Consider the following 17,728-nt stretch of genomic DNA (forward strand, 5'->3'; position numbering starts at 1 on the left):
ACCCCGCCCGCCCCCCCCCCCCCCCCCCCCCCCCCCCCCCCGGCGCCGGCGGCCCCCCCCCCCCCCCCCCCCCCCCCCGGTGCTGCGGCCCCGGGGGCGGAGGGAGCCGCGAGCTAGGCGAGTTCCGGCTGGGCGTCCGCAGGGCGCGCCGCCGGCTTCGGGACCGGCACCGTTTCCGCCGCGTCCCAGAGCGCCGTCGTCCGCGCGTACAGGGCGATCACCGAACCGAGCAGCGCGAGCAGGAGCGGGCCGAAGGCCCACGGGTAGGCGGCCATCTCGGTCGGCAGCCAGCGGTACGCGACGAGCAGCGCCGTGAAGACCGCCGTGCCGTAGGAGACGAGGCGGGTCGCCGAGACGTCCCAGCCGTGCGCGAACGCCCGCATGGCCGCCTCGATCGTGAGGGCGAACACCACTCCGGCGACGAGGTCGACTCCGTAGTGGTAGCCGAAGCCGAGGGTCGCGGCGAGCGTGGCGACGAGCCAGAACGTGCCCGCCCAGCGCATGCCGCGCGACCCCTTGCGGGTGTGGACGAAGAGGCTGGTCGCCCATGCGGTGTGCAGGCTCGGCATGCAGTTGCGCGGCGTGATCTCGTCGAACGGGATCGGGTGCGGGACGCCGATGGCCGGCAGCGCGTCGGGCCACACGTTGGCCGCCGCCCACTGGCCGCCCTCGGCGCCGTACGCATAGATCGGACCCACGACCGGGAAGATCATGTAGATCGCGGGACCGAGCAGACCTATGGCGAGGAACGTGCGGACGAGGTGATGGGCCGGGAAGCGCCGCTCGGCCGCCACGTTGCGCAGCTGGTACAGGCCCACGAGGGCCGCGGCGAGCGGCAGTTGGCCGTAGACCAGGTGCAGGAAGTGGCCGCTGAACGGGTTCGTGGCCTCGACGACCTGGCCGACCAGCCAGGACGGGTTGGCGAGCGCGTGGTCGGCGGTGGCCACGTAGGGGTCGAGGACCTCCGGGCGGGTCTTGGACGTGATGAGCAGCCAGGTGTCACCCGTCTTGTGACCGAGCACCAGCAGCATGCCGAGCCCGACGCCCTTGAGGAGCAGGAGCCGCTCCGCGCCGGTCCGGCGCACGACGGCCAGGCCGGCGATGCCGAGGGTCACCCACAGGGCGCCGTTGCCGAACTGGAGACCGCCGCCCACCACGAGGCGCACCAGCAGGAACACCAGGTCGATGCCGACCGCACAGGCCAGCGCGACGGCCCGCTGCCGCCAGGTGAGCACCACCATCGTCAGGGCCAGACCGGCGTAGAGCAGGGGCCCCGAGCGCGGCACGAGGACGATCTCCTGCGCCTGGACGGTGAGCGGACCGAGCTGGCCGTACCGGCGCGCCACGATCTCCAGTGCGACGAAGAAGACGAGCGTCACCACGCCCGCCGCCGACCAGAGCAGGGTGCGTGTCCGTTGCCGGGGAGCGGGGAGTTCGCCGCGCCGCTGTGAAGGTATTCGTGGTGGTGTGGTGTTCACTTGCCTGACTCATCGGTGGGTTCGGGGCGCTCGGTCATCTGTCGGCTCGGTATGGCATGAATTTCCGGTGAAGGGCATGCGATCGGTGTGATCGTCATGAGTTCGAACATGCTAACGGCAGGGAGATCTGCCTGACAGGGGCATCACAGGGAATCGTCCGTGACCGCACCGGAGCCGCTGATTCCGGCCCGGGACGGGTGCCGGGTGGGTGGCGGGCGGGTGGTGTCAGTCGGCGTCCACGTGGTCGAGCGAGTGCAGCATCGCGCCGAGCACCCGCAGGCACGTGGCGACATCCGCCTCCGTCAGATCGCCGCCGACCTGCCGGAGCAGCGCGTGCTCGCGGTCCAGTACGGAGTCGATGCGTTCCTCGCCCGCCGCCGTGAGCCGGATCAGCGAGGAGCGCCGGTGCGCCGGGTTCGGGATGCTCTCGACGAGAGCGGCGTCCGCCGCCTCGTTCACCATGCGCTGCACGAACTGCCGGCTGATCTCCTGCGCCCGGCCCATCTGCGGCACGGTCATCGGCCCGTTGCGCCGCAGCAGCGTGAGCACGGCGCGCACGCCGACGCTCAGGCCGTCGCGCGTCAGGCCGTGTTCGACGCTGCGCTGGGCGCGCCGGTACAGCGGGCCCACCAGGTCGTAGACCTCGGTGAGGCGGCGGCCGAGTGTGTCGGGAGGGAGCGGGGCTCCGGAAGCGGTCACCTCGACATCATGACACCTGGGTTGCCAAGTGGCTCTCAAGATGACACCTTGGTTGTCATGAATGCCGCTTCAGACCGTGCTTCAGAACCTGCTTCGGAATCTGCCTCGGACCGCGCTTCAGACCGTGCCTCAGGACGTGACACGGGCCGTCTGCGTTTCTTCGGGTCGGCGGACGGAGACCTCGCCTACCTCGACGCGGGCGCCGGGGACCTGGTGGTCCTGCTCCACGCCGGCTTCGTCGACCACCGTCTCTTCGACGCGCAGATCCCCACCCTCGCCGCCCGTCACCGGGTGATCGCCCCGGACGTACGCGGCCACGGCTTCTCGGCCAACGCCACCGAGCCGTTCCGCTGGGCCGACGACCTCGCCGCGCTGCTGCGCCACCTCGACGCCGGCCCCGCCGTGCTCGTCGGACTCTCGATGGGCGGCGCGATCGCCACCGACACCGTCCTCGAACACCCGGACCTGGTGCGGGCCGTGGTCGCCTGCGGCGCCGCGACCAGTGAATTCCAGTACACCGACCCCTGGTACCGGGAGATCCTCGCCGAGTACGCCCGCACCATGGCGGCCGGTGACATCGAGGGCTGGCTCGCTGCGTTCCTGCGTGTCGTCCCCGGCGCGCACCGCAGGGTCGAGGACATGGACCCCGCCGTCCTGCGCCGCCTGCGCGAGATGGCGCTGCACACCCTGTCCAAGCACAGCCCCGGCGAACCGAACCTGCACACGCCGATGACCGACACCTGGTCCCGCGTCCCCAAGATCGACGTGCCCGTCCTGGCCGTCAACGGCTCCCTCGAACCGGACGACCTCCTCGCCGCCGCCGGCCGGCTCGCCGACACCGTCCCCGACGGACGGTCCGTCGTCATCGAGGGCGCCGGCCACTACACCAACCTCGAACAGCCGGAACGGTTCAACGAGATCCTGCTCGACTTCCTCGACGCCCTCTGACTGCTTCTGAATCCCTCTGAACCCCCTCTGAACCCCTCTGGATCCGCCGCCTTCACCCCCGTCGTCCCGATTCGCTGCCCGCCCTCCTGGGCACGGCCTCCTTCGAGGCGGTACGACCGAGGGGGAGGCGGGGCCATGGAGGACACCGGTGGCTGCGGGCCGGCCGCGGCCGGCGACAGGGACGGCGGACTCGACGCACTGCTGCGTGAGGTGCACCGCCAGGCCGCCCGCGGCGACACCGACCCCGATCCCGGGCGCATCCTCGACTGGCTGCACCGCCACACCGGTACGCACACCGCTCTGGTCGACGGCGCGACAGGCCGCGTGGAGAAGGCGACCCGCGCCTTCCCGCGCGAAGTGCTGCCGCCGCTTGCCGCGTTGCTGCGCCGGCTCGCGGCGGGAACCCTCGGCGCCGCCGCCACCCAGGCCGCCGGTCTCCACGTCCGCTGCGAGGCGCTCGGCCCGTTCGCACCCCACCCCGTCCTGGTGGCGGCCGCCCCTGGGGAACCGACCCCGCACGCGACCGCCGCGCTCGCCCACACCGCGGGAGTCCTCGCACTCCTGCGCCGGGCCGGGGACGGCGACCGCACCTGGCGCGGCTACCAGGCCAAGGCCCGCCAGGTGCGCTTCGCCGTGCTCCAGGCGCTGCTCTCCGGCGATGTCCTGCTGGCCCGCCGGATGACCACGGGCGCGGTGCCCCCGCTCCTGGAAGCGGGACGGCTCCGCCTCCATCTCCTGCACTGCCCGCCCGGCGACCGCGAACGCATCGTTCTCGCGCTCCAGGACCCGTCCGGCTACCACGGCTCCGACCTGATGGTCCAATGCCCGGTGTTCAAGGAGCACTTGATCTGCCTCATCGCCGACGCCGACGGCGAGGGACCTGGGCGGGAGGTTCCCGGCCGGGCGCGGGGACGTGCCGCCACCCTGCACCGTCTCGTGCACGACAACCCCCACTACGCCCTCGGCGTCAGCGCACCTCACCCCCTCACCGACACCGCGGCCGCCTACAGTCAGGCGGCCCACGCCCTCTCCGCGGCCCGTACCCTCCCCGACCGCGTCGCCCACCACCACGGCCGCAGCCCCCTCGAAGGCGTCCTGCCCCGCGAACCGGCCCTGGCCTGGGCCCGCGCCTTCCTCCAGCCCCTCGGGCAGGCCCCCAGGATCAGCGCCGACATCACCCTCCTCTCCCTCGGCATGCCGCGCGTCGCGGTCGCCCGGCTCCTCGAACTGAGCCGCAACACGGTCGCCGCCCACATCCGGCGCGTCGAACAGGCCCTCGCCGTCGACCTCGGCGACGTACGCGCCCGCGCCGCACTCCACCTCGCCCTCGCCCTGGACGCCACCCGCACCCCGTGCGCCGCCGACCCGCCGCCGGGCCCTCCGGCCGCCCTCGACGACATCCTCCGTACGGAACGCGCCGCTGCCTGGGCCCACAGCCGGCTCAGCCCCCTCGCCGACCGGCACCGCCGCACCCTCGAGGCCTGGATCGACGCCGACACCGACGCCCAGCGGGCCGCCCACACCCTCGGCATCAGCCGCAACACCGTACGCACCCATCTGCGCGCCGCCGAGGCCGAGTTGGGCCTCGACCTGCTCACGCTCGGCACCGGAGTCCACGACGTGGTCCACGCCCTGCGCATCACCGCGAGCCGCACCGGCTGAGCACCGTGCACGATCCGAGCCGCAAGTCGAGCACCGTGCACATGGGGTGCGAACGGTCCCGCGTCCTACGGTCGAACCAGTCCGAAAGCTCGACCGGCAACAGGAACGGGGAGCACCACCATGCACGGAATCAGGACCATGAGGACGACCATGAAGACCACATGGATCGGCCTCGGCGCGGCAGCCCTGCTCGTCTCGGGAGTGGGCACGGCCACCGCGCTGGACAGCGGCCCGCAGCAGGCGGACCGGGCGGCGTGGAAGAAGTGCCCGCTCGGCGCGGTGTGCCTCTACACGGAGCCCAACGGCCGGGGGAAGGTCTACAAGATCTGGGGGAAGACGAACCACAACTTCAAGGGCATCGAGTCGATCTGGAACCACGGCGACCGGTCCCAGGGTCCGGCGTACGCCAAGGTGAAGTACAACAGCAACAAGTGGCGTTGCTACGGGCCCGGCGGGTACAGCGCGAGGATCAGGCCCGCCATCGAGGTCGACGCCGTCCGCTGGCGCACCGGCTGCTGACACCTGACCATCGAGGGTCCGACCACCCGAGGGGGAGTGCGGAGCGGCCCGGCGACTTCGGTCGCCGGGCCGTGCGCGTGTGACCGTCAGGCGCCGCCCGGCGCCCCGAGCCGGTCGAGGACGTACGCCACCGCACGCCGCACCGCGTCCCGCGCGGCCTCCGTGTGGTCCAGGCCCTCGAAACCGTGCCGCGCGCCGGGAATCCCGATGACCTCGACCACCGCCTCCTCCGTGTCGTCGGCGGCCCGCAGGAAGCGGTCGACCGTGTCCGCGAACACCGGCTGCTCCAGCTCCGGGCGCAGGACGACGACGGGCAGTGAGCCCGCCTCGCCGACCACCTCGGCCGGACGGAACCGCCCGGCCGGCACGCCCCAGTTCGGCATCGGCGCCATGATCGGGTAGCAGGCGACCAGACAGCGCAGCCAGGACGGCGGCCCGTCGAGCCACTCGGCGGTCAGGGGCCCGCTGCCGGACAGGAACCACAGGGCGATCCGGTCGCCGTCGACGCGCGGGTCGTCGCGCAGTGCCTGCACGGCGTCGGCCAGGTCCGCGGCGGCCACCGGATAGTCGGTCACGTCGTGCAGCCGGTGATCGACCGTGGCGCCCACGACTCCGAGCGAGGCCGCGTGACGGGCGTACCCGGTGAGGGCCGGCCAGTCGCGAGGTGTCGGCTCGACCCCCTTCGGCACGGGCCCACCATGGATGAACAGGACGGCGGGCAGGGGAAGTCCGGTCGCGTTCTCGCCTCCCTCGGGCAGGTACAGATCGAGGCTGCCGTGGCGCTCGCGCGGCAGCGGCGGTACGTCGAGGAGGAAGGTGCCCGGCGCCTCGGCGGCCCGGGCCGCGGTCTCCGGGTCGGCCGGCGGCGCGTCGAGTCGCTCGCCCTCTCCCGCCGCCGCGGCGATCAGGGTTCGTGCGAGCAGGTCGGGGTGGGTGAGCATCGGCCAGTGGCCGGTGGGGAGTTCGAAGAAGGTGACGTCCGGGCGGACCAGCGCGGCGAGCATCGGATCGCCGAAGCGGATCCGCATCCGTACGGTCTCGATCGAGGCGCCGTTGTAGTGGCAGAGGATGCCGGTGGTGGGGATGCCGGCGGCCGCCCCCGACAGCTTCAGCGGCTCGGTCAGCGTGGCGACGGGGTGGGGCGCGGCCGCGGCGCCGAGACGTTCGAGCGCGGCGTCGGAGAGGTCCCGGGTGCTGCCCCAGTACTGCCACTGCCCGGGCGCGGGCACCGGCACCCCGTCGGCCGCTTCCGCGCTGTGCTCCGCACCCTGCGCGAACAAGGAGGCCCGCAGCGACTGGTCGGGCACGGCGGCCAGCGCCGGGGTCCCGTCGGCGGGGATCGGGGAGTCGATGTAGACGATCCGGGCGATGCGTTCGGCCCGGCGGTCGGCGGCCCCCTGCGCGGGAAAGACGCCGTAGTCGTGTCCTACGAGGACGACGTCCCGCTCCGTGGGGACCCCGGCGGCGTCGACAGCGTCGACGACCCGCTCGATGTGGGCGTCCAGAGTGACGCCGCCCGCCGTCGCGTCGGCACCGGGAAGGCCGACGACACGGACCTCGGCCCCGGGCAGGGCCTCGGTGAGCCGCCGGGCCGGCTCCGCCCATGTCTCGGCGTCCGTGAAGAAGCCCGGGACCACGATGAACACGCTCATGTCACACTCCCCGCTCGGTCTGCTGGTGGCCTGGAGAAGCGGCGTGCGTCCCCGGCCGCCGGTAGGTTAGAAACTCCCCCTGAGGGAGGTTCAAGTGCGGGTGGACGACGACGGACGGTGGAGCATCGGGGAGCTCGCCGAGCGTGCGGGTACGACGGTGAAGACGGTGCGCTTCTACTGCGAGAGCGGCCTGCTGCCGGAACGGGAACGCAGCGGCGGCGGCCACCGCCGTTTCGGCCCCGAGGCGCTGGACCAGCTGCGGCTGATCCGGTCCCTGCGCGGCCTGGGCCTCGCGCTCCCGCAGATCCGCCCGATCCTGGACGCGCACGATCCCGGGTCCGGCCCCGATCGCGACGACCCGTACGAGGAAGAGGGCGAGGGTGAGGGCGAGCGCGAGGAGGCGGCCGCCGACACCGCGTTCACCGACGCCGTGGCGCAACAACTCCACACACTGGGCGGGCAGTTGAAGGCACTGCGCTGGCAGGAGGCGGCGCTCCAGCTCGTCCAGCGGAGCGCGCCCGGTGAGCGTGCCGCGATGCTGCGCCTGGTCGGCTCGCTCGGCAGTCCGCCGACCACGGACGCCCTGGCCCGGTTCTGGCGCGGTTGGCTGCCGGTGCGGATGCCCGCGAAGGCGACCTCGGCGTTCCTCGACGCGGCGGTGCCGCAGGTGCCCGACGCGCCGCGGCCCGGCCAGGTCCTCGCCTTCGCCCGCCTGCACGCGATGGTCTCCCGGCCGTGCTCACCGGCCCGGCCCACCCAGCCCACGGCTCACCGGGAGGCGGGCCCGCGCGAGGTGGCGGGCCTGTACGCGGGGCTGGCCGAGGCGTACGAGTTGGCGGGCGTCCACCTGCGGGCGGGCCGGACCCCGCGACCGGGAGAGGCGCTCGACGGGTTCGTCGACACCTACGCGCGGGTGCGCCAGTGCCGCGACACCCCGGCCTTCCGCCGCGAACTGGCCCGGCAGCTCGCCGGAGACCCGCGCCTCGACGGCTACTGGGAGCTGGTGACCGAGGTGATCACCCCGGCCGGTGCGCGCCCGGAACCCACCCCCGGTGCGGCCCACGACTGGCTGCGGGCGGCCCTCGACGACGAGGTCGAGCACGGGGCGGCCTGAGCCGCCCGGGATTCCCGTGGGGGACCGGGAGTTAATGGCTTGCCTCCGCGCGCGGCTCCCGGATCAAATGACCGGCATGGTCACCCCGACACACTCCGGCGCGCAAGCCGCTGAGCCCGACGCGTCCCCGGTCCGGATCGGCGCGCTCGTCCCCCTGACCCGTCCCGGCTGGTCCGAAGCGGGCCGACACCTGCTCGCGGGCCTGGAGCTGGCCGTACGGGACGTCAACGCCTCCGGAGGCATCGGCGGCCGCCCCCTGGCCCTGGACGTCCGTGACACGGCGGCCGACCCGGAGAAGGCGGCGGCAGCGGTCACCGAACTCGCCGCCTCGGGCGTGGCCGCCGTGGTGGGGGAGTACCACAGCGTCGTCGCCCGCACCGCCGCAACGACCGCCTCCGGGCTCGGCGTTCCGTACCTCTGCTCGTCCGCGGTCCTCGACGCGCTTGTCACGGACGGACCGACGGACCACGTCGCGCGCATCGCCCCGCCGCAGTCCCGCGGTTGGCGCCTCTACGCCGACCACCTCCTGTCCGGCGGTCACACCCAGATCGCCGTCGCGGCCCAGCCGAGCGTGTACTGGGCGTCCGGCACCGAGATCCTCCGCGACCGCATGGCGCCCCACGGCGGCACGGTGACCACGCTCGACGCGGCCGGTCTCGCCCCCGAGGCCCTCTGCGACGCGCTGGCCGAGAGCGGCGCCACCGCGCTGCTCCTCCTGGTCGGCCACCCGGAACCGGCCGTGCCCCTGGTCAAGGCCGTCCGCGCCGACTCCCGCCTGACCGGCCTCCTGCTGGGCGCTCCGGCGGGGCAGCCGGAGTTCGCGGAATGGGGCCGGCTGCTCGGCGCCGACGGTGCGGGAATCCCGTTCCTGCGCTACCTGCCCGAGACCCTCACACCTCTCGGTGCGCGGGTCGAGCAGGAACTGCGTGCACACCTGCCCTCAGGACCCTCCTTCGTGGCGTTCGAGGGCTACGACACGATCGCGGCGCTCACCGACGTGTTCCGCTCCCACGGTGTCGACCGCGACCTGATCGCCAAGTCCTGGCCGCTCGTCGACACGGAAGGCACCCGGGGACGCATCCGCTTCACCCGGCCGCCGGGCAGTCACGTGTGGCAGTGGACCTGGCCGCCGATCCAGGTCGTCGACCGGGATCCGGCGGCCCCGGACCGCTTCCGGGTGCTGCGCGGCGATCAGGCCGCCTGACACAGCGCGGCGGGCGCGGCCGGTGCGGCGGATCCGACCGGAGTCGCCACGGTCCGCGCCCGGTTGCGGGCGAAGACCACCAGGCGCAGGACCGCGAACCGGGCGGTCCCCGCGAGCGCGGAGGCGGTGAGGTACACGCCCTGCTCGGTGAAGGTGCTCGCGTCCGGGGCGAGTTGATGCAGGACGACCATCGCCAGGCAGGTCAGCACGTACGCGGCGCCCGCCGATCCGGCGGCCTGTGCGTGCTGCCGCCAGGTGGCGTGCCCGCCCGCGCCGAAGGTGAACCGGGCGTGCAACTCGGTGGCGAGCAGCGTCGACACGACGGTGATCAGCGCGTTGGCCAGCACCCAGGGGATCCAGGAGGCCAGCGCGGCCACGGCGAAGCTGGAGGCGACGCCGATTCCGCCCCCGCAGAGGGTGAAGCGGGCGAAGGCGACGACGGCGCCGGGTGCCGACGGTGACCGGCTCTGCAGCGATTCCATGTCCCACCCCTTTGCTCGCACCCCTGTGTTCTCGACATGGGAAACGCTACGTTGCGTTCGAAGGGATGGCAACGCAATTATTGCGCACTGTCTGGATAACTCCAGCTAGGAGCAGGAAAGTTGTTGCAATGGGTCTGGATCTAACGCAACAGATCTGGCCTCGACCGTTGCAATGACTGCGCGTGAACGGCCGCCGTGCACCGGCCGTGCCGTCAGGTGGCGGCGGCGCCGGACTCCTTCGCGTCCTCGCCCTCCGTGTCGATGTGCGGCAGCACCCGGTCGAGCCAGCGGGGCGTCCACCACGCATGCGAGCCGAGGAGCGTCATCACGGCCGGTACGAGCAGCAGGCGTACGACGGTCGCATCGATCAACACGCTCACGGCCAGGCCGAGTCCGAGCATCTTGACCACGATGTTGTCGCTGACGATGAACGCGGCGAAGACACTCACCATGATCAGCGCGGCACAGGTGATCACCCGCGCGGTGATCTCCAGCGCATGGGCCACACTCGCCCGGGCGTCTCCGGACCGCATCCAGAACTCGTGGACCCGGGACAGCAGGAAGATCTCGTAGTCCATGCTCAGGCCGAAGATGATCGCGAACATCATCATCGGCACGTAGCTCTCGATCGGCACCTTCCCCGAGACACCGAGCGCGGGACCGCCCCAGCCCCACTGGAAGACGGCCACGACCACGCCGTACGAGGCGGCGATCGACAGCACGTTGAGCACGGCGGCCTTCAGCGCGACCAGCAGTCCGCGGAACACGATCAGAATGATCAGGAAGGCGAGCGCGACGACCACGGCGATGATGAACGGCAGCCGGTGCGCCACGATGTCCCGGAAGTCGACCTGCGCGGCCGTGGTCCCGGTGACGTACCCGTGCGCAGACGTGCCCGAGACCGCCTGCGGGAGCGTGTCGTCGACCAGCCGGTTGGTCAGATCGGTCGTGGCCATGCTCTGCGGCGAGGTCTTGGAGTAGACGGTGCCGACCAGCACGTCCCCGTCCTCGGTCGGGGTCAGCGGCGTCACCGCCGCCGCTCCCGCCACGTCGTTCAGCGACTTCTGCGCCTGCGAGGCGAGCGCCGACCGCTGCCCCGAGGACACACTCGTCTGATCGACGACGACGGTCAGCGGACCGTTGGAACCCGGCCCGAAGGCGTCCGCCATGATGTCGTACGCCCGCCGGTCCGTGAACGACGTCGGATCGGCGCCGTCCCCGATGTGGCCCAGCTGGATCGACAGCAGCGGGATCGCGAGCACCACCACCGTGACGACCCCGCCCGTCAGGAACCACCAGGGCCGCCGCTCCACCCGCTGCGCGTACCGGTGCCACGTACCGTGCGCGGCCTTCTCCGGATCGGCGTCGGACTCCGCGACGGGCCGGCCCAGCCGCAGCCGGTCGATGCGTCCGCCGATGAGCCCGAGCAGCGCGGGGACGAGGGTGAGCGCCCCGGCGACGGCCGACACCACCGTGACCGCGGCCGCCAGGCCCAGCTTGCTGATGAACGACACCCCGGAGACCGAGAGCCCGGCCAGCGCGATGATCACGGTGCAGCCGGAGACGAGCACCGCCCGCCCGCTCGTCGCCGTCGCGCGTCCCGCCGCCCGCACGGGATCCGCGCCGTTCATCAGGTTCTGCCGGTGGCGCGTGATGATGAACAGCGCGTAGTCGATGCCGACGCCCAGGCCGATCATCGTCGCCAGGGTCGGCGACACCGTCGCGAAGGTGAACGCGGCCGCCAGCAGGCCCAGACAGGCGAGGCCGCCGAGCACCGCGAGCAGCGCCGTGACCAGGGGAAGCGCGGCGGCGATGACGCTGCCGAACCCGATGATCAGGACCACGATCGCCACCGCGAAGCCGATCGCCTCGCTCACCCGGTCGTCCGCGGGCGGCCGGGCCAGCTCGCCGAGCGGACCGCCGTACTCGACGTCGACCCCGGCCGCGCGCAGCGGCTGCACGGCGCTGTCCACGCCGTCGAGGTAGTCGTCGCCGAGCGTGGAGGGCTGCACGTCGAAGCGGACGGTGATGTAAGCGGTCTTGCCGTCACCCGACAGCGGACCCACGTTCGCCGGCGAGGACGTCTGCCCTGCATTCGAAGACGGCTGCGTGCCACCGGCCGTCAGCGGATTCTGCGCCGACAGCACGTGCGGCAGCTTCTGCAGGTCGCCGACCGTCTGCCCCATCTGCCCGCTCACCGAGGACAGCGGATCCTTGCCGTCCTGCAGCACGATCTGGCTGCTGTACCCGCCGGCCGCCGGATCGTGTTCCTTCAGGACGTCGAGCCCTTTGGAGGACTGCACACCGGGGAGCGAGAAGTCGTCCGAGTACTCGCCGCCGAACGACCGGTTGAGCACCTGCAGCGCCGCCAGGACGATCAGCCAGGCGACCACGACGATCACGAAATGCCGGGCACACCACTCGCCCAGCCTCCGCAGGGACCCGCCCCGGCCCGCATCCCCCTGCGACGACGTGCTCGGGATCCGGGACATGCGCAGCTCCTGGGAGGATCGGCCCCCCCCATCGCTCCTTCATCCATTAAACGCCCGGCACGATCGCCTCGTCCTGGCGAGTGCGAGGCGCGGCGGAGCCTGCCGACGGAGCCCTACGGAGTGCGGCGCGCCGGGTCCGCGTCCTGCGTCAGCGAGCCGTGGCGCGGCCAGTCGGGCGCCGGATCCTCGGCCAGCAGCGGTCGCAGCGCGCCGACCGCCGCGCCGATGCAGACATCCCGCAACTGCGTGCGCGTGCACGTCTCGTGCGTGAGCCAGTCGACGCAGAGGACCCGCACGAAGACGAGCCAGCTCTTCAGCACGCCGGACACCGCCTCGCGGGCGTGCTCGTCCGTCAGCGGGAGCACGGCCAACAGGCGTGCGCGCAGGGCGTCGAGCTCGTTCGTCATGATCGTCTGGATCACGGGGTCGCCCGCGAGGACCCGGTTCGCGGCGAGCACCGCGTTCCGGTTGGCGATGAAGTAGTCGAGATGGACGTCCATCCCCTGCGTGAGCTGCTCCACCAGCGACTCGGCCGGATCGAAGCGGGTCCCGGCGAGCAACTGGTCCGCCGCCTCCTGGTACACCGCCGCGAACAGCGCGTGCTTGCTGGGGAAGTGCCGGTACAGCAGGGCCCGCGAGACTCCGGCCGCCTCCGCGACCTGCTCCATCAGCACGTCGGTGTACGGGTGCGCGGCGAAGAGCCGGGCGCCGACGGACAGCAGCTGGGCGTGGCGGTCGGCGGGGGACAGGCGCTGGCGGGGAGGCACGGTCAGCAGCTTAGTTGACATTCGTCTACCGGCGCGCGAGGCTGAGAGGGCCTAAGTAGACACATGTCAACTAAGCTCCGCCGCGGCGGCTTGGAGGGATCATGACCAGGGCCAGAACTCTGCGTGCGCTCACCTCACTGACGGGCTGGTCCTGTGTGGCGATCGGCCTGTTCCACGTGGCACTCGGCAACGCGGCGATCCCCGGGGCCGGTTCCGCCGGTGCGACCGTGGACAGCTGGGGCCGCTTCATGGGCGCGAGCTTCGCGGGCTACGGCCTGGCCTGGCTCTGGGCCGCGCGTCAGCACCCGATCCCCGCGACCCCGGTCCGCTGGCTCGCGTCGGCGTTCCTCCTGGGCGGGGCGGCCCGTCTCCTCTCCTTGGCGACCGAGGGCCGCCCGCACTGGTTCCAGCTCGCGCTGACCGCGATCGAACTGGTCCTGCCGCCGGTCCTGTTGTGGCTGGCAGGGGCGGAGGAGTCGGCCGCGCGGGAGCCGGAGAACGAAACGGTGCGGGCGGTCTCCGGTGGCTTCGGAGGGCGGGCCGCCGGCTGAGAACTCCCGCGCGGCGAACGGTGCCGCCTGGCAGGATCGGGCCATGTCCGGGGATGAACTGCCGCCACTGTCACCGTCCTTGCCGCTCCTGCGTCGGGTGCGGACTGTCTGGGAGGGGCTGGCCGGGACGCCTGTGACGTTCGCGCCGCAGGGTGGCGTGAACGTGGTGGTCTCCCCGAATTCCTCGTTGTGCCCGGCCGGTTGGGTGGGCATGGTGGCGCTGGGCGGCTCGGTGATCGTGACGGCCCCGAGCGAGAGCGCGGCCGCGACGGTCCGCCGCGCCCTGGCGAGGCTTCCGCTGGAGCGGGTCCTGGACGGTGTGTCCGTGCGGGAGGCGATGCCGGTGACGCGGGTGCTCGGCCCGGCCGCCCTGTCGTACGTGACGGAGGAGGGGTTCCGGCCCGCCACGGCTGCCGAGGCAGTACCGGCTGTGCTCGAACTGGAGCCGCACCACCCGGAGTTGATCCGCCTGGAGGAACGCGCCGGTGCCGACGACGCGCGGGAGGCGGCGCTGGACGAGATCACCTCGCCGGTCTTCGTGGTCCGGGAGGGCGGCGAGTCCGTGGCCGCCGCGGGCTACCGCGCGTGGCCGGGGCGGACGGCCCACCTCGGCGTGCTGACCGCACCGGCCGCCCGCGGCCGCGGTCTGGCACGCGCGACCGCGTCGGCGGCGGTGGCGCACGCCCTCGCCGCAGGACTGCTTCCGCAATGGCGGGCGCGGGCGCTCGCCTCCCGGCGGGTCGCGGCCGCGCTGGGCTTCGAGGAGCTGGGACGGCAGCTGAGTGTCGCGCTCGCGGGGCCGTGATCAGGCGGAGCGGCCGTAGTACATCGTCAGGAACTCCTCCATCGCCGCGTCGGCGCCCTCGCGGTCGCCCGTGGCGAGGAGGTCGAGGAGGAGGCCGCGGACCGTGGCGAGGCCCAGACGGGCGCGGCTGCGGGCCGTGGACGGGTCCGCGCCCGAGGCGATCTCGGCTGCCGTGAGGGGATCCAGCCAGTCCGTGACGAGTCCGTCCAGGATCGACGCGGCTTCGGGGCGGCCGCGCAGCGCGTACCCGTACAGCTCGAAGAAGAGGCGTTCCTGCCCGGCGAGTGAGGGATCCGTCAACTGTCGCCACAGGTGCCGGGCGGCGTCCGCGGGGGAGAGGGCCGGGTCCGCGTGCAGGCGGGACAGCAGCTCGCGCTGGCGCTGCTCCGCCGCCCGCACGATCTCGACCAGGAGCTGTTCCTTCGTGCCGAAGTAGTGGATCAGCATGCGGTGGCTGACCCCGATCGCGGCGCCCAGCCCGCGCAGGCTGACATCCGTGAGGCCGTGTTCCGTGACATGGGCGAGCGCGGCATCCACCAGCTCGGCGCGCCGGCCCCCTTCGGTGCCCCGGCGCCCTGATCCCCGTACGGCCTCTGTATGTGCCACCCCATGACTGTACCGTTTGGTACATCACACGTGTACCGTTTGGTACATGAGGGCTGTCACCGTGTCGATCGATGTTCCGCACGCGTCGGGCCAGGTCTACGACTTCCTCGACGTCATGGCGCACCACGAGCGCTTCACCGACCACTATCTGACGCACTGGCGCTGCGGCGGACCGGACCGGGGCACAGGTGCGCGCGCCACCGTCACCGCCGCCCTGGCCGGTGCGAAGGCCGAGGTCGCCATCGAGGTCGTCCAGGCCGATCCGCCCCGGCGCATCGTCGAGCGGAACGTCAGCGCGGGCGGCCGCCGCGTGGCCCACGGCACCTACACCGTCGACCCGCTGAGCGCAGGCCGCAGCCGCGTCACGTTCACGTACGCGTGGGTGCGCGCGCCGCTCGCCGACCGGCTGCTGGCACCTGCCGTACGGGCCACGATGCGGCGCGCCAACGGGACGGCGATGCGGCGGCTGGCCGTGGAGCTGGACCGCCACGTGTCCGCCACCGGGACCTGAGGCCGGTCCGGCGGCGTGTCGTCCCGCCGCGATGATTTCGCGGGCCCGTCCCGGTCTATCCCTGTACGGACACGAACCGGCCGAATCCACGGGAGTACGTCATGGGCCTGATCCACCTCGAACTGTTCGCGACCCTCGACCTCGTCGCGCAGGCGCCCGGCGGTCCCGACGAGGATCCGGCGGGGTTCCCGTTCGGCGGCTGGCAGGCGCCGCTGTTCGACGAGGCCGTCGGGGCGCAGGTCGACGCCGCGTACGCGGGCACGGACGCGCTGCTGCTCGGGCGGCGCACGTACGACATCTTCGCCGCGTACTGGCCCCACCAGAAGGGCGGCGAGGACGGCGACATCGCCGACCTGTTCAACCGGGTCCCGAAGTACGTCGCCTCGCGCGGCCGGCCCGACCTGTCCTGGGCCGGCTCCACCCACCTCGGCCCCGATCTGCCGCGGGCGGTGCGGGAGATCCGCGACCGGCACGAGAACATCAAGGTCGTCGGAAGCCTCGACCTCGTGCAGACCCTGCTGCACGAGAAGCTCTTCGACCGGATCGACCTCTGGCTGCACCCGATCGTGCTCGGCGTCGGGAAGAAGATCTTCGACGGCGGCGAGGTGCCCACCAACGTCACGCTGCTCGGGCCCCCGGAAGCGACCCCGAACGGTGCCGTGTACCTGCGCTACGCCCTCGCCGACGGCACGCCCGCCACGGGGGACATGTCCGCGCCCGACCGCGGGGCCGTGGGCGACGCCTGACGGCTCCCGTCGCGCGCCAGGCCTTGCGAGAGCGAGAGGCCCTACGCCTCGTCGCCGCGCAGTGTCAGAGCGAGCAGGCCGGGGAACCGGGTGTCGAACTCCGCGCGGCGCAGCCGGTTGAGCCGCTTGGGTCCCTGGTCGCGCTGCTCCACGAGCCCGGCGTCACGCAGCACGGAGAAGTGATGGCTCTTGGCCGCCCGGCCGACGGGCACGTCGAAGTCGCTGCAGCTCAGCACCCAGTCGGGGGACCCGGCCAGCTCGCGGACCAGCTGGATGCGCACGGGATCCGCGAGCGCGGACAGCGCGGCGACGAGCGGCACGTCGTCGGGGTGCGTGTGCACCGGCGCCGCGCGGTGGCTCGCCTGGCTCGATCCCTCGGTCCGCCGGGTCATCCCGCGATCCTCCTCCGAAAAGCAGTGTTCGATGACGATCGTACACTGCTACTGTTCCGAGTGTTCGCAAGTCATCGAACACTCACGGACGGTGGAACCACCCATGCGCGCAATCGAGTTCGACCAGTACGGCGGCCCCGAGGTACTCCGGACCGTGACGGCCGAGGCACCCGAACCGGGCCCCGGAGAGATCACCGTCGACGCCGCCTGGGCGGGGGTGAACTTCGCCGACGTCAAGGCCCGGGCCGAGGGCTACCGCGTACCCGCCCTGCCCTTCCGGCCCGGACTCGAGGTCTCCGGACGGGTCCGGGCGATCGGGGACGGCGTCGAAGGCCTGCACGTCGGACAGGAAGTGGCCGCTCTCGTGGACGGCGGCGGCTACGCCGAGGTCGTCCTCGCGCAGGCCGCACGCGTCTTCCCGCTGCCCGAAGGCCTCGACCTGCGCACCGCCGCCACGCTCCCGACGGTCCTGCCCACCGCGCACGCCCTGATCCACGAGGTCGGCCGGCTCCAGCCCGGCGAGACCGTCCTCGTGCACGGCGCGGCCGGCGGCATCGGCACGGCGGTCGGCCAGCTCGCCCGGGCGGCGGGCGCCGGTGCGGTGTACGGCGTCGCCTCCAGCGTCGACAAGGCCGACTATGCGCTCAAGTACGGCTACGACGAGGTGTTCCGCCCCGACACCTTCGAGGCGGACGTCCGCCGGGCGACCGGGGGCCGGGGCGTCGACCTGGTCCTCGACCCGGTGGGTGGCGACACTCTGCGCCGGGGTCTGGAATCCCTCGCCGCCTACGGCCGTCTCGTGTCCTACGGCAACGCCGGCGGCGCCGCCCCCTGGCAGACCGGCCAGGCCGAACTCGCCGCACAGGGCCGCTCCGTCAGCGCCTTCTCCGTACTGGCCCTGGCCCAGACGGACCCCGCAGCCCTGCGCGCTCTCACCGAACGCGCCCTGCGTGCCGCCCTCGACGGCACGGTCACCCTCCCCGTCACCGCCGAACACCCGCTGTCGGAGGCGTCCCGCGCCCACGCACTCATGGGCAGCCGCACCTCCACCGGCAAACTGCTCCTTCGAGTCGCCGACTGATCGCCGACTGATCGCCGAC

Annotated in this window: 18 protein-coding genes; 10 read left to right on the forward strand and 8 right to left on the reverse strand. The window is 72.8% G+C overall.

Annotated features, from left to right (window positions below; genetic code table 11):
* Positions 1-113: 113 nt before the first annotated feature.
* Both ACIBTU_RS01745 and ACIBTU_RS01750 read right to left on the reverse strand, forming a co-directional pair.
* Positions 114-1,403: a DUF5933 domain-containing protein gene (locus tag ACIBTU_RS01745; RefSeq protein WP_399124215.1), complete on the reverse strand. Its 1,290-nt coding sequence runs from the start codon at positions 1,401-1,403 to the stop codon at positions 114-116.
* A 300-nt stretch (positions 1,404-1,703) separates the two neighbouring features.
* Positions 1,704-2,177 carry a MarR family winged helix-turn-helix transcriptional regulator gene (locus ACIBTU_RS01750; protein WP_399123883.1) on the reverse strand — a complete coding sequence of 158 codons (474 nt, stop codon included), beginning with the start codon at positions 2,175-2,177 and terminating at the stop codon, positions 1,704-1,706.
* Between the two features lie 9 nt (positions 2,178-2,186).
* Between ACIBTU_RS01750 and ACIBTU_RS01755 the strand changes: the two genes are divergently transcribed.
* From ACIBTU_RS01755 to ACIBTU_RS01765, 3 genes are all read left to right on the forward strand, one after another.
* Complete coding sequence (locus ACIBTU_RS01755; RefSeq protein WP_399123884.1) at positions 2,187-3,125, forward strand: alpha/beta fold hydrolase; 939 nt, start codon at positions 2,187-2,189, stop codon at positions 3,123-3,125.
* 135 nt (positions 3,126-3,260) lie between these two features.
* Positions 3,261-4,787 (forward strand): helix-turn-helix domain-containing protein, encoded by a 1,527-nt coding sequence (locus tag ACIBTU_RS01760; RefSeq protein ID WP_399123885.1) that lies wholly within the window; start codon positions 3,261-3,263, stop codon positions 4,785-4,787.
* Positions 4,788-4,937: 150 nt separating this feature from the next.
* Positions 4,938-5,306, forward strand: coding sequence for a peptidase inhibitor family I36 protein (locus tag ACIBTU_RS01765; protein WP_399123886.1), 369 nt, complete (start codon positions 4,938-4,940; stop codon positions 5,304-5,306).
* Positions 5,307-5,392: 86 nt separating this feature from the next.
* On the opposite strand, the gene ACIBTU_RS01770 is transcribed toward ACIBTU_RS01765, so the two are convergent.
* A complete protein-coding gene (locus tag ACIBTU_RS01770) occupies positions 5,393-6,958 on the reverse strand; it encodes an alpha/beta fold hydrolase (RefSeq protein WP_399123887.1) in 1,566 nt (521 codons plus the stop codon).
* A 94-nt stretch (positions 6,959-7,052) separates the two neighbouring features.
* Between ACIBTU_RS01770 and ACIBTU_RS01775 the strand changes: the two genes are divergently transcribed.
* Together ACIBTU_RS01775 and ACIBTU_RS01780 are read left to right on the forward strand one after the other, a co-directional pair.
* Entirely contained in the window at positions 7,053-8,072 is a 1,020-nt protein-coding gene (locus tag ACIBTU_RS01775) for a MerR family transcriptional regulator (RefSeq protein WP_399123888.1), read from the forward strand.
* A 76-nt stretch (positions 8,073-8,148) separates the two neighbouring features.
* Positions 8,149-9,276: an ABC transporter substrate-binding protein gene (locus ACIBTU_RS01780; RefSeq protein ID WP_399123889.1), complete on the forward strand. Its 1,128-nt coding sequence runs from the start codon at positions 8,149-8,151 to the stop codon at positions 9,274-9,276.
* Here the strand turns inward: ACIBTU_RS01780 and ACIBTU_RS01785 are convergent.
* From ACIBTU_RS01785 to ACIBTU_RS01795, 3 genes are all read right to left on the reverse strand, one after another.
* Positions 9,264-9,758: a GtrA family protein gene (locus tag ACIBTU_RS01785; RefSeq protein WP_399123890.1), complete on the reverse strand. Its 495-nt coding sequence runs from the start codon at positions 9,756-9,758 to the stop codon at positions 9,264-9,266. The two genes, ACIBTU_RS01780 and ACIBTU_RS01785, sit on opposite strands and share 13 nt — an antisense overlap.
* A gap of 212 nt (positions 9,759-9,970) precedes the next feature.
* Positions 9,971-12,250, reverse strand: a complete 2,280-nt coding sequence (locus tag ACIBTU_RS01790; RefSeq protein ID WP_399123891.1) for an MMPL family transporter — start codon at positions 12,248-12,250, stop codon at positions 9,971-9,973.
* A 113-nt stretch (positions 12,251-12,363) separates the two neighbouring features.
* On the reverse strand, positions 12,364-13,017 hold the full coding sequence (locus tag ACIBTU_RS01795) for a TetR/AcrR family transcriptional regulator (protein WP_399123892.1): 654 nt from the start codon (positions 13,015-13,017) through the stop codon (positions 12,364-12,366).
* 101 nt (positions 13,018-13,118) lie between these two features.
* On the opposite strand from ACIBTU_RS01795, the gene ACIBTU_RS01800 reads away from it, so the two are divergent.
* Both ACIBTU_RS01800 and ACIBTU_RS01805 read left to right on the forward strand, forming a co-directional pair.
* Entirely contained in the window at positions 13,119-13,568 is a 450-nt protein-coding gene (locus ACIBTU_RS01800) for a DUF4345 domain-containing protein (protein WP_399123893.1), read from the forward strand.
* A gap of 97 nt (positions 13,569-13,665) precedes the next feature.
* Complete coding sequence (locus ACIBTU_RS01805) at positions 13,666-14,373, forward strand: GNAT family N-acetyltransferase (protein WP_399123894.1); 708 nt, start codon at positions 13,666-13,668, stop codon at positions 14,371-14,373.
* Here the strand turns inward: ACIBTU_RS01805 and ACIBTU_RS01810 are convergent, their stop codons facing one another.
* Positions 14,374-14,979 (reverse strand): TetR/AcrR family transcriptional regulator, encoded by a 606-nt coding sequence (locus ACIBTU_RS01810; RefSeq protein ID WP_399123895.1) that lies wholly within the window; start codon positions 14,977-14,979, stop codon positions 14,374-14,376. It abuts the gene before it with no gap.
* 46 nt (positions 14,980-15,025) lie between these two features.
* Here ACIBTU_RS01810 and ACIBTU_RS01815 point away from each other — a divergent pair, with 46 nt between their 5' ends.
* Both ACIBTU_RS01815 and ACIBTU_RS01820 read left to right on the forward strand, forming a co-directional pair.
* Positions 15,026-15,490, forward strand: coding sequence for an SRPBCC family protein (locus ACIBTU_RS01815; protein WP_399123896.1), 465 nt, complete (start codon positions 15,026-15,028; stop codon positions 15,488-15,490).
* A gap of 101 nt (positions 15,491-15,591) precedes the next feature.
* Entirely contained in the window at positions 15,592-16,236 is a 645-nt protein-coding gene (locus ACIBTU_RS01820) for a dihydrofolate reductase family protein (RefSeq protein WP_399123897.1), read from the forward strand.
* A 41-nt stretch (positions 16,237-16,277) separates the two neighbouring features.
* Here the strand turns inward: ACIBTU_RS01820 and ACIBTU_RS01825 are convergent, their stop codons facing one another.
* A complete protein-coding gene (locus ACIBTU_RS01825; protein WP_399123898.1) occupies positions 16,278-16,628 on the reverse strand; it encodes an ArsR/SmtB family transcription factor in 351 nt (116 codons plus the stop codon).
* A 103-nt stretch (positions 16,629-16,731) separates the two neighbouring features.
* On the opposite strand from ACIBTU_RS01825, the gene ACIBTU_RS01830 reads away from it, so the two are divergent.
* Positions 16,732-17,709: a zinc-binding alcohol dehydrogenase family protein gene (locus tag ACIBTU_RS01830; protein ID WP_399123899.1), complete on the forward strand. Its 978-nt coding sequence runs from the start codon at positions 16,732-16,734 to the stop codon at positions 17,707-17,709.
* Positions 17,710-17,728: the final 19 nt, after the last annotated feature.

The sequence above is a fragment of the Streptomyces sp. NPDC050145 genome (genome assembly GCF_044460245.1).
Classification (GTDB): Bacteria; Actinomycetota; Actinomycetes; order Streptomycetales; family Streptomycetaceae; genus Streptomyces.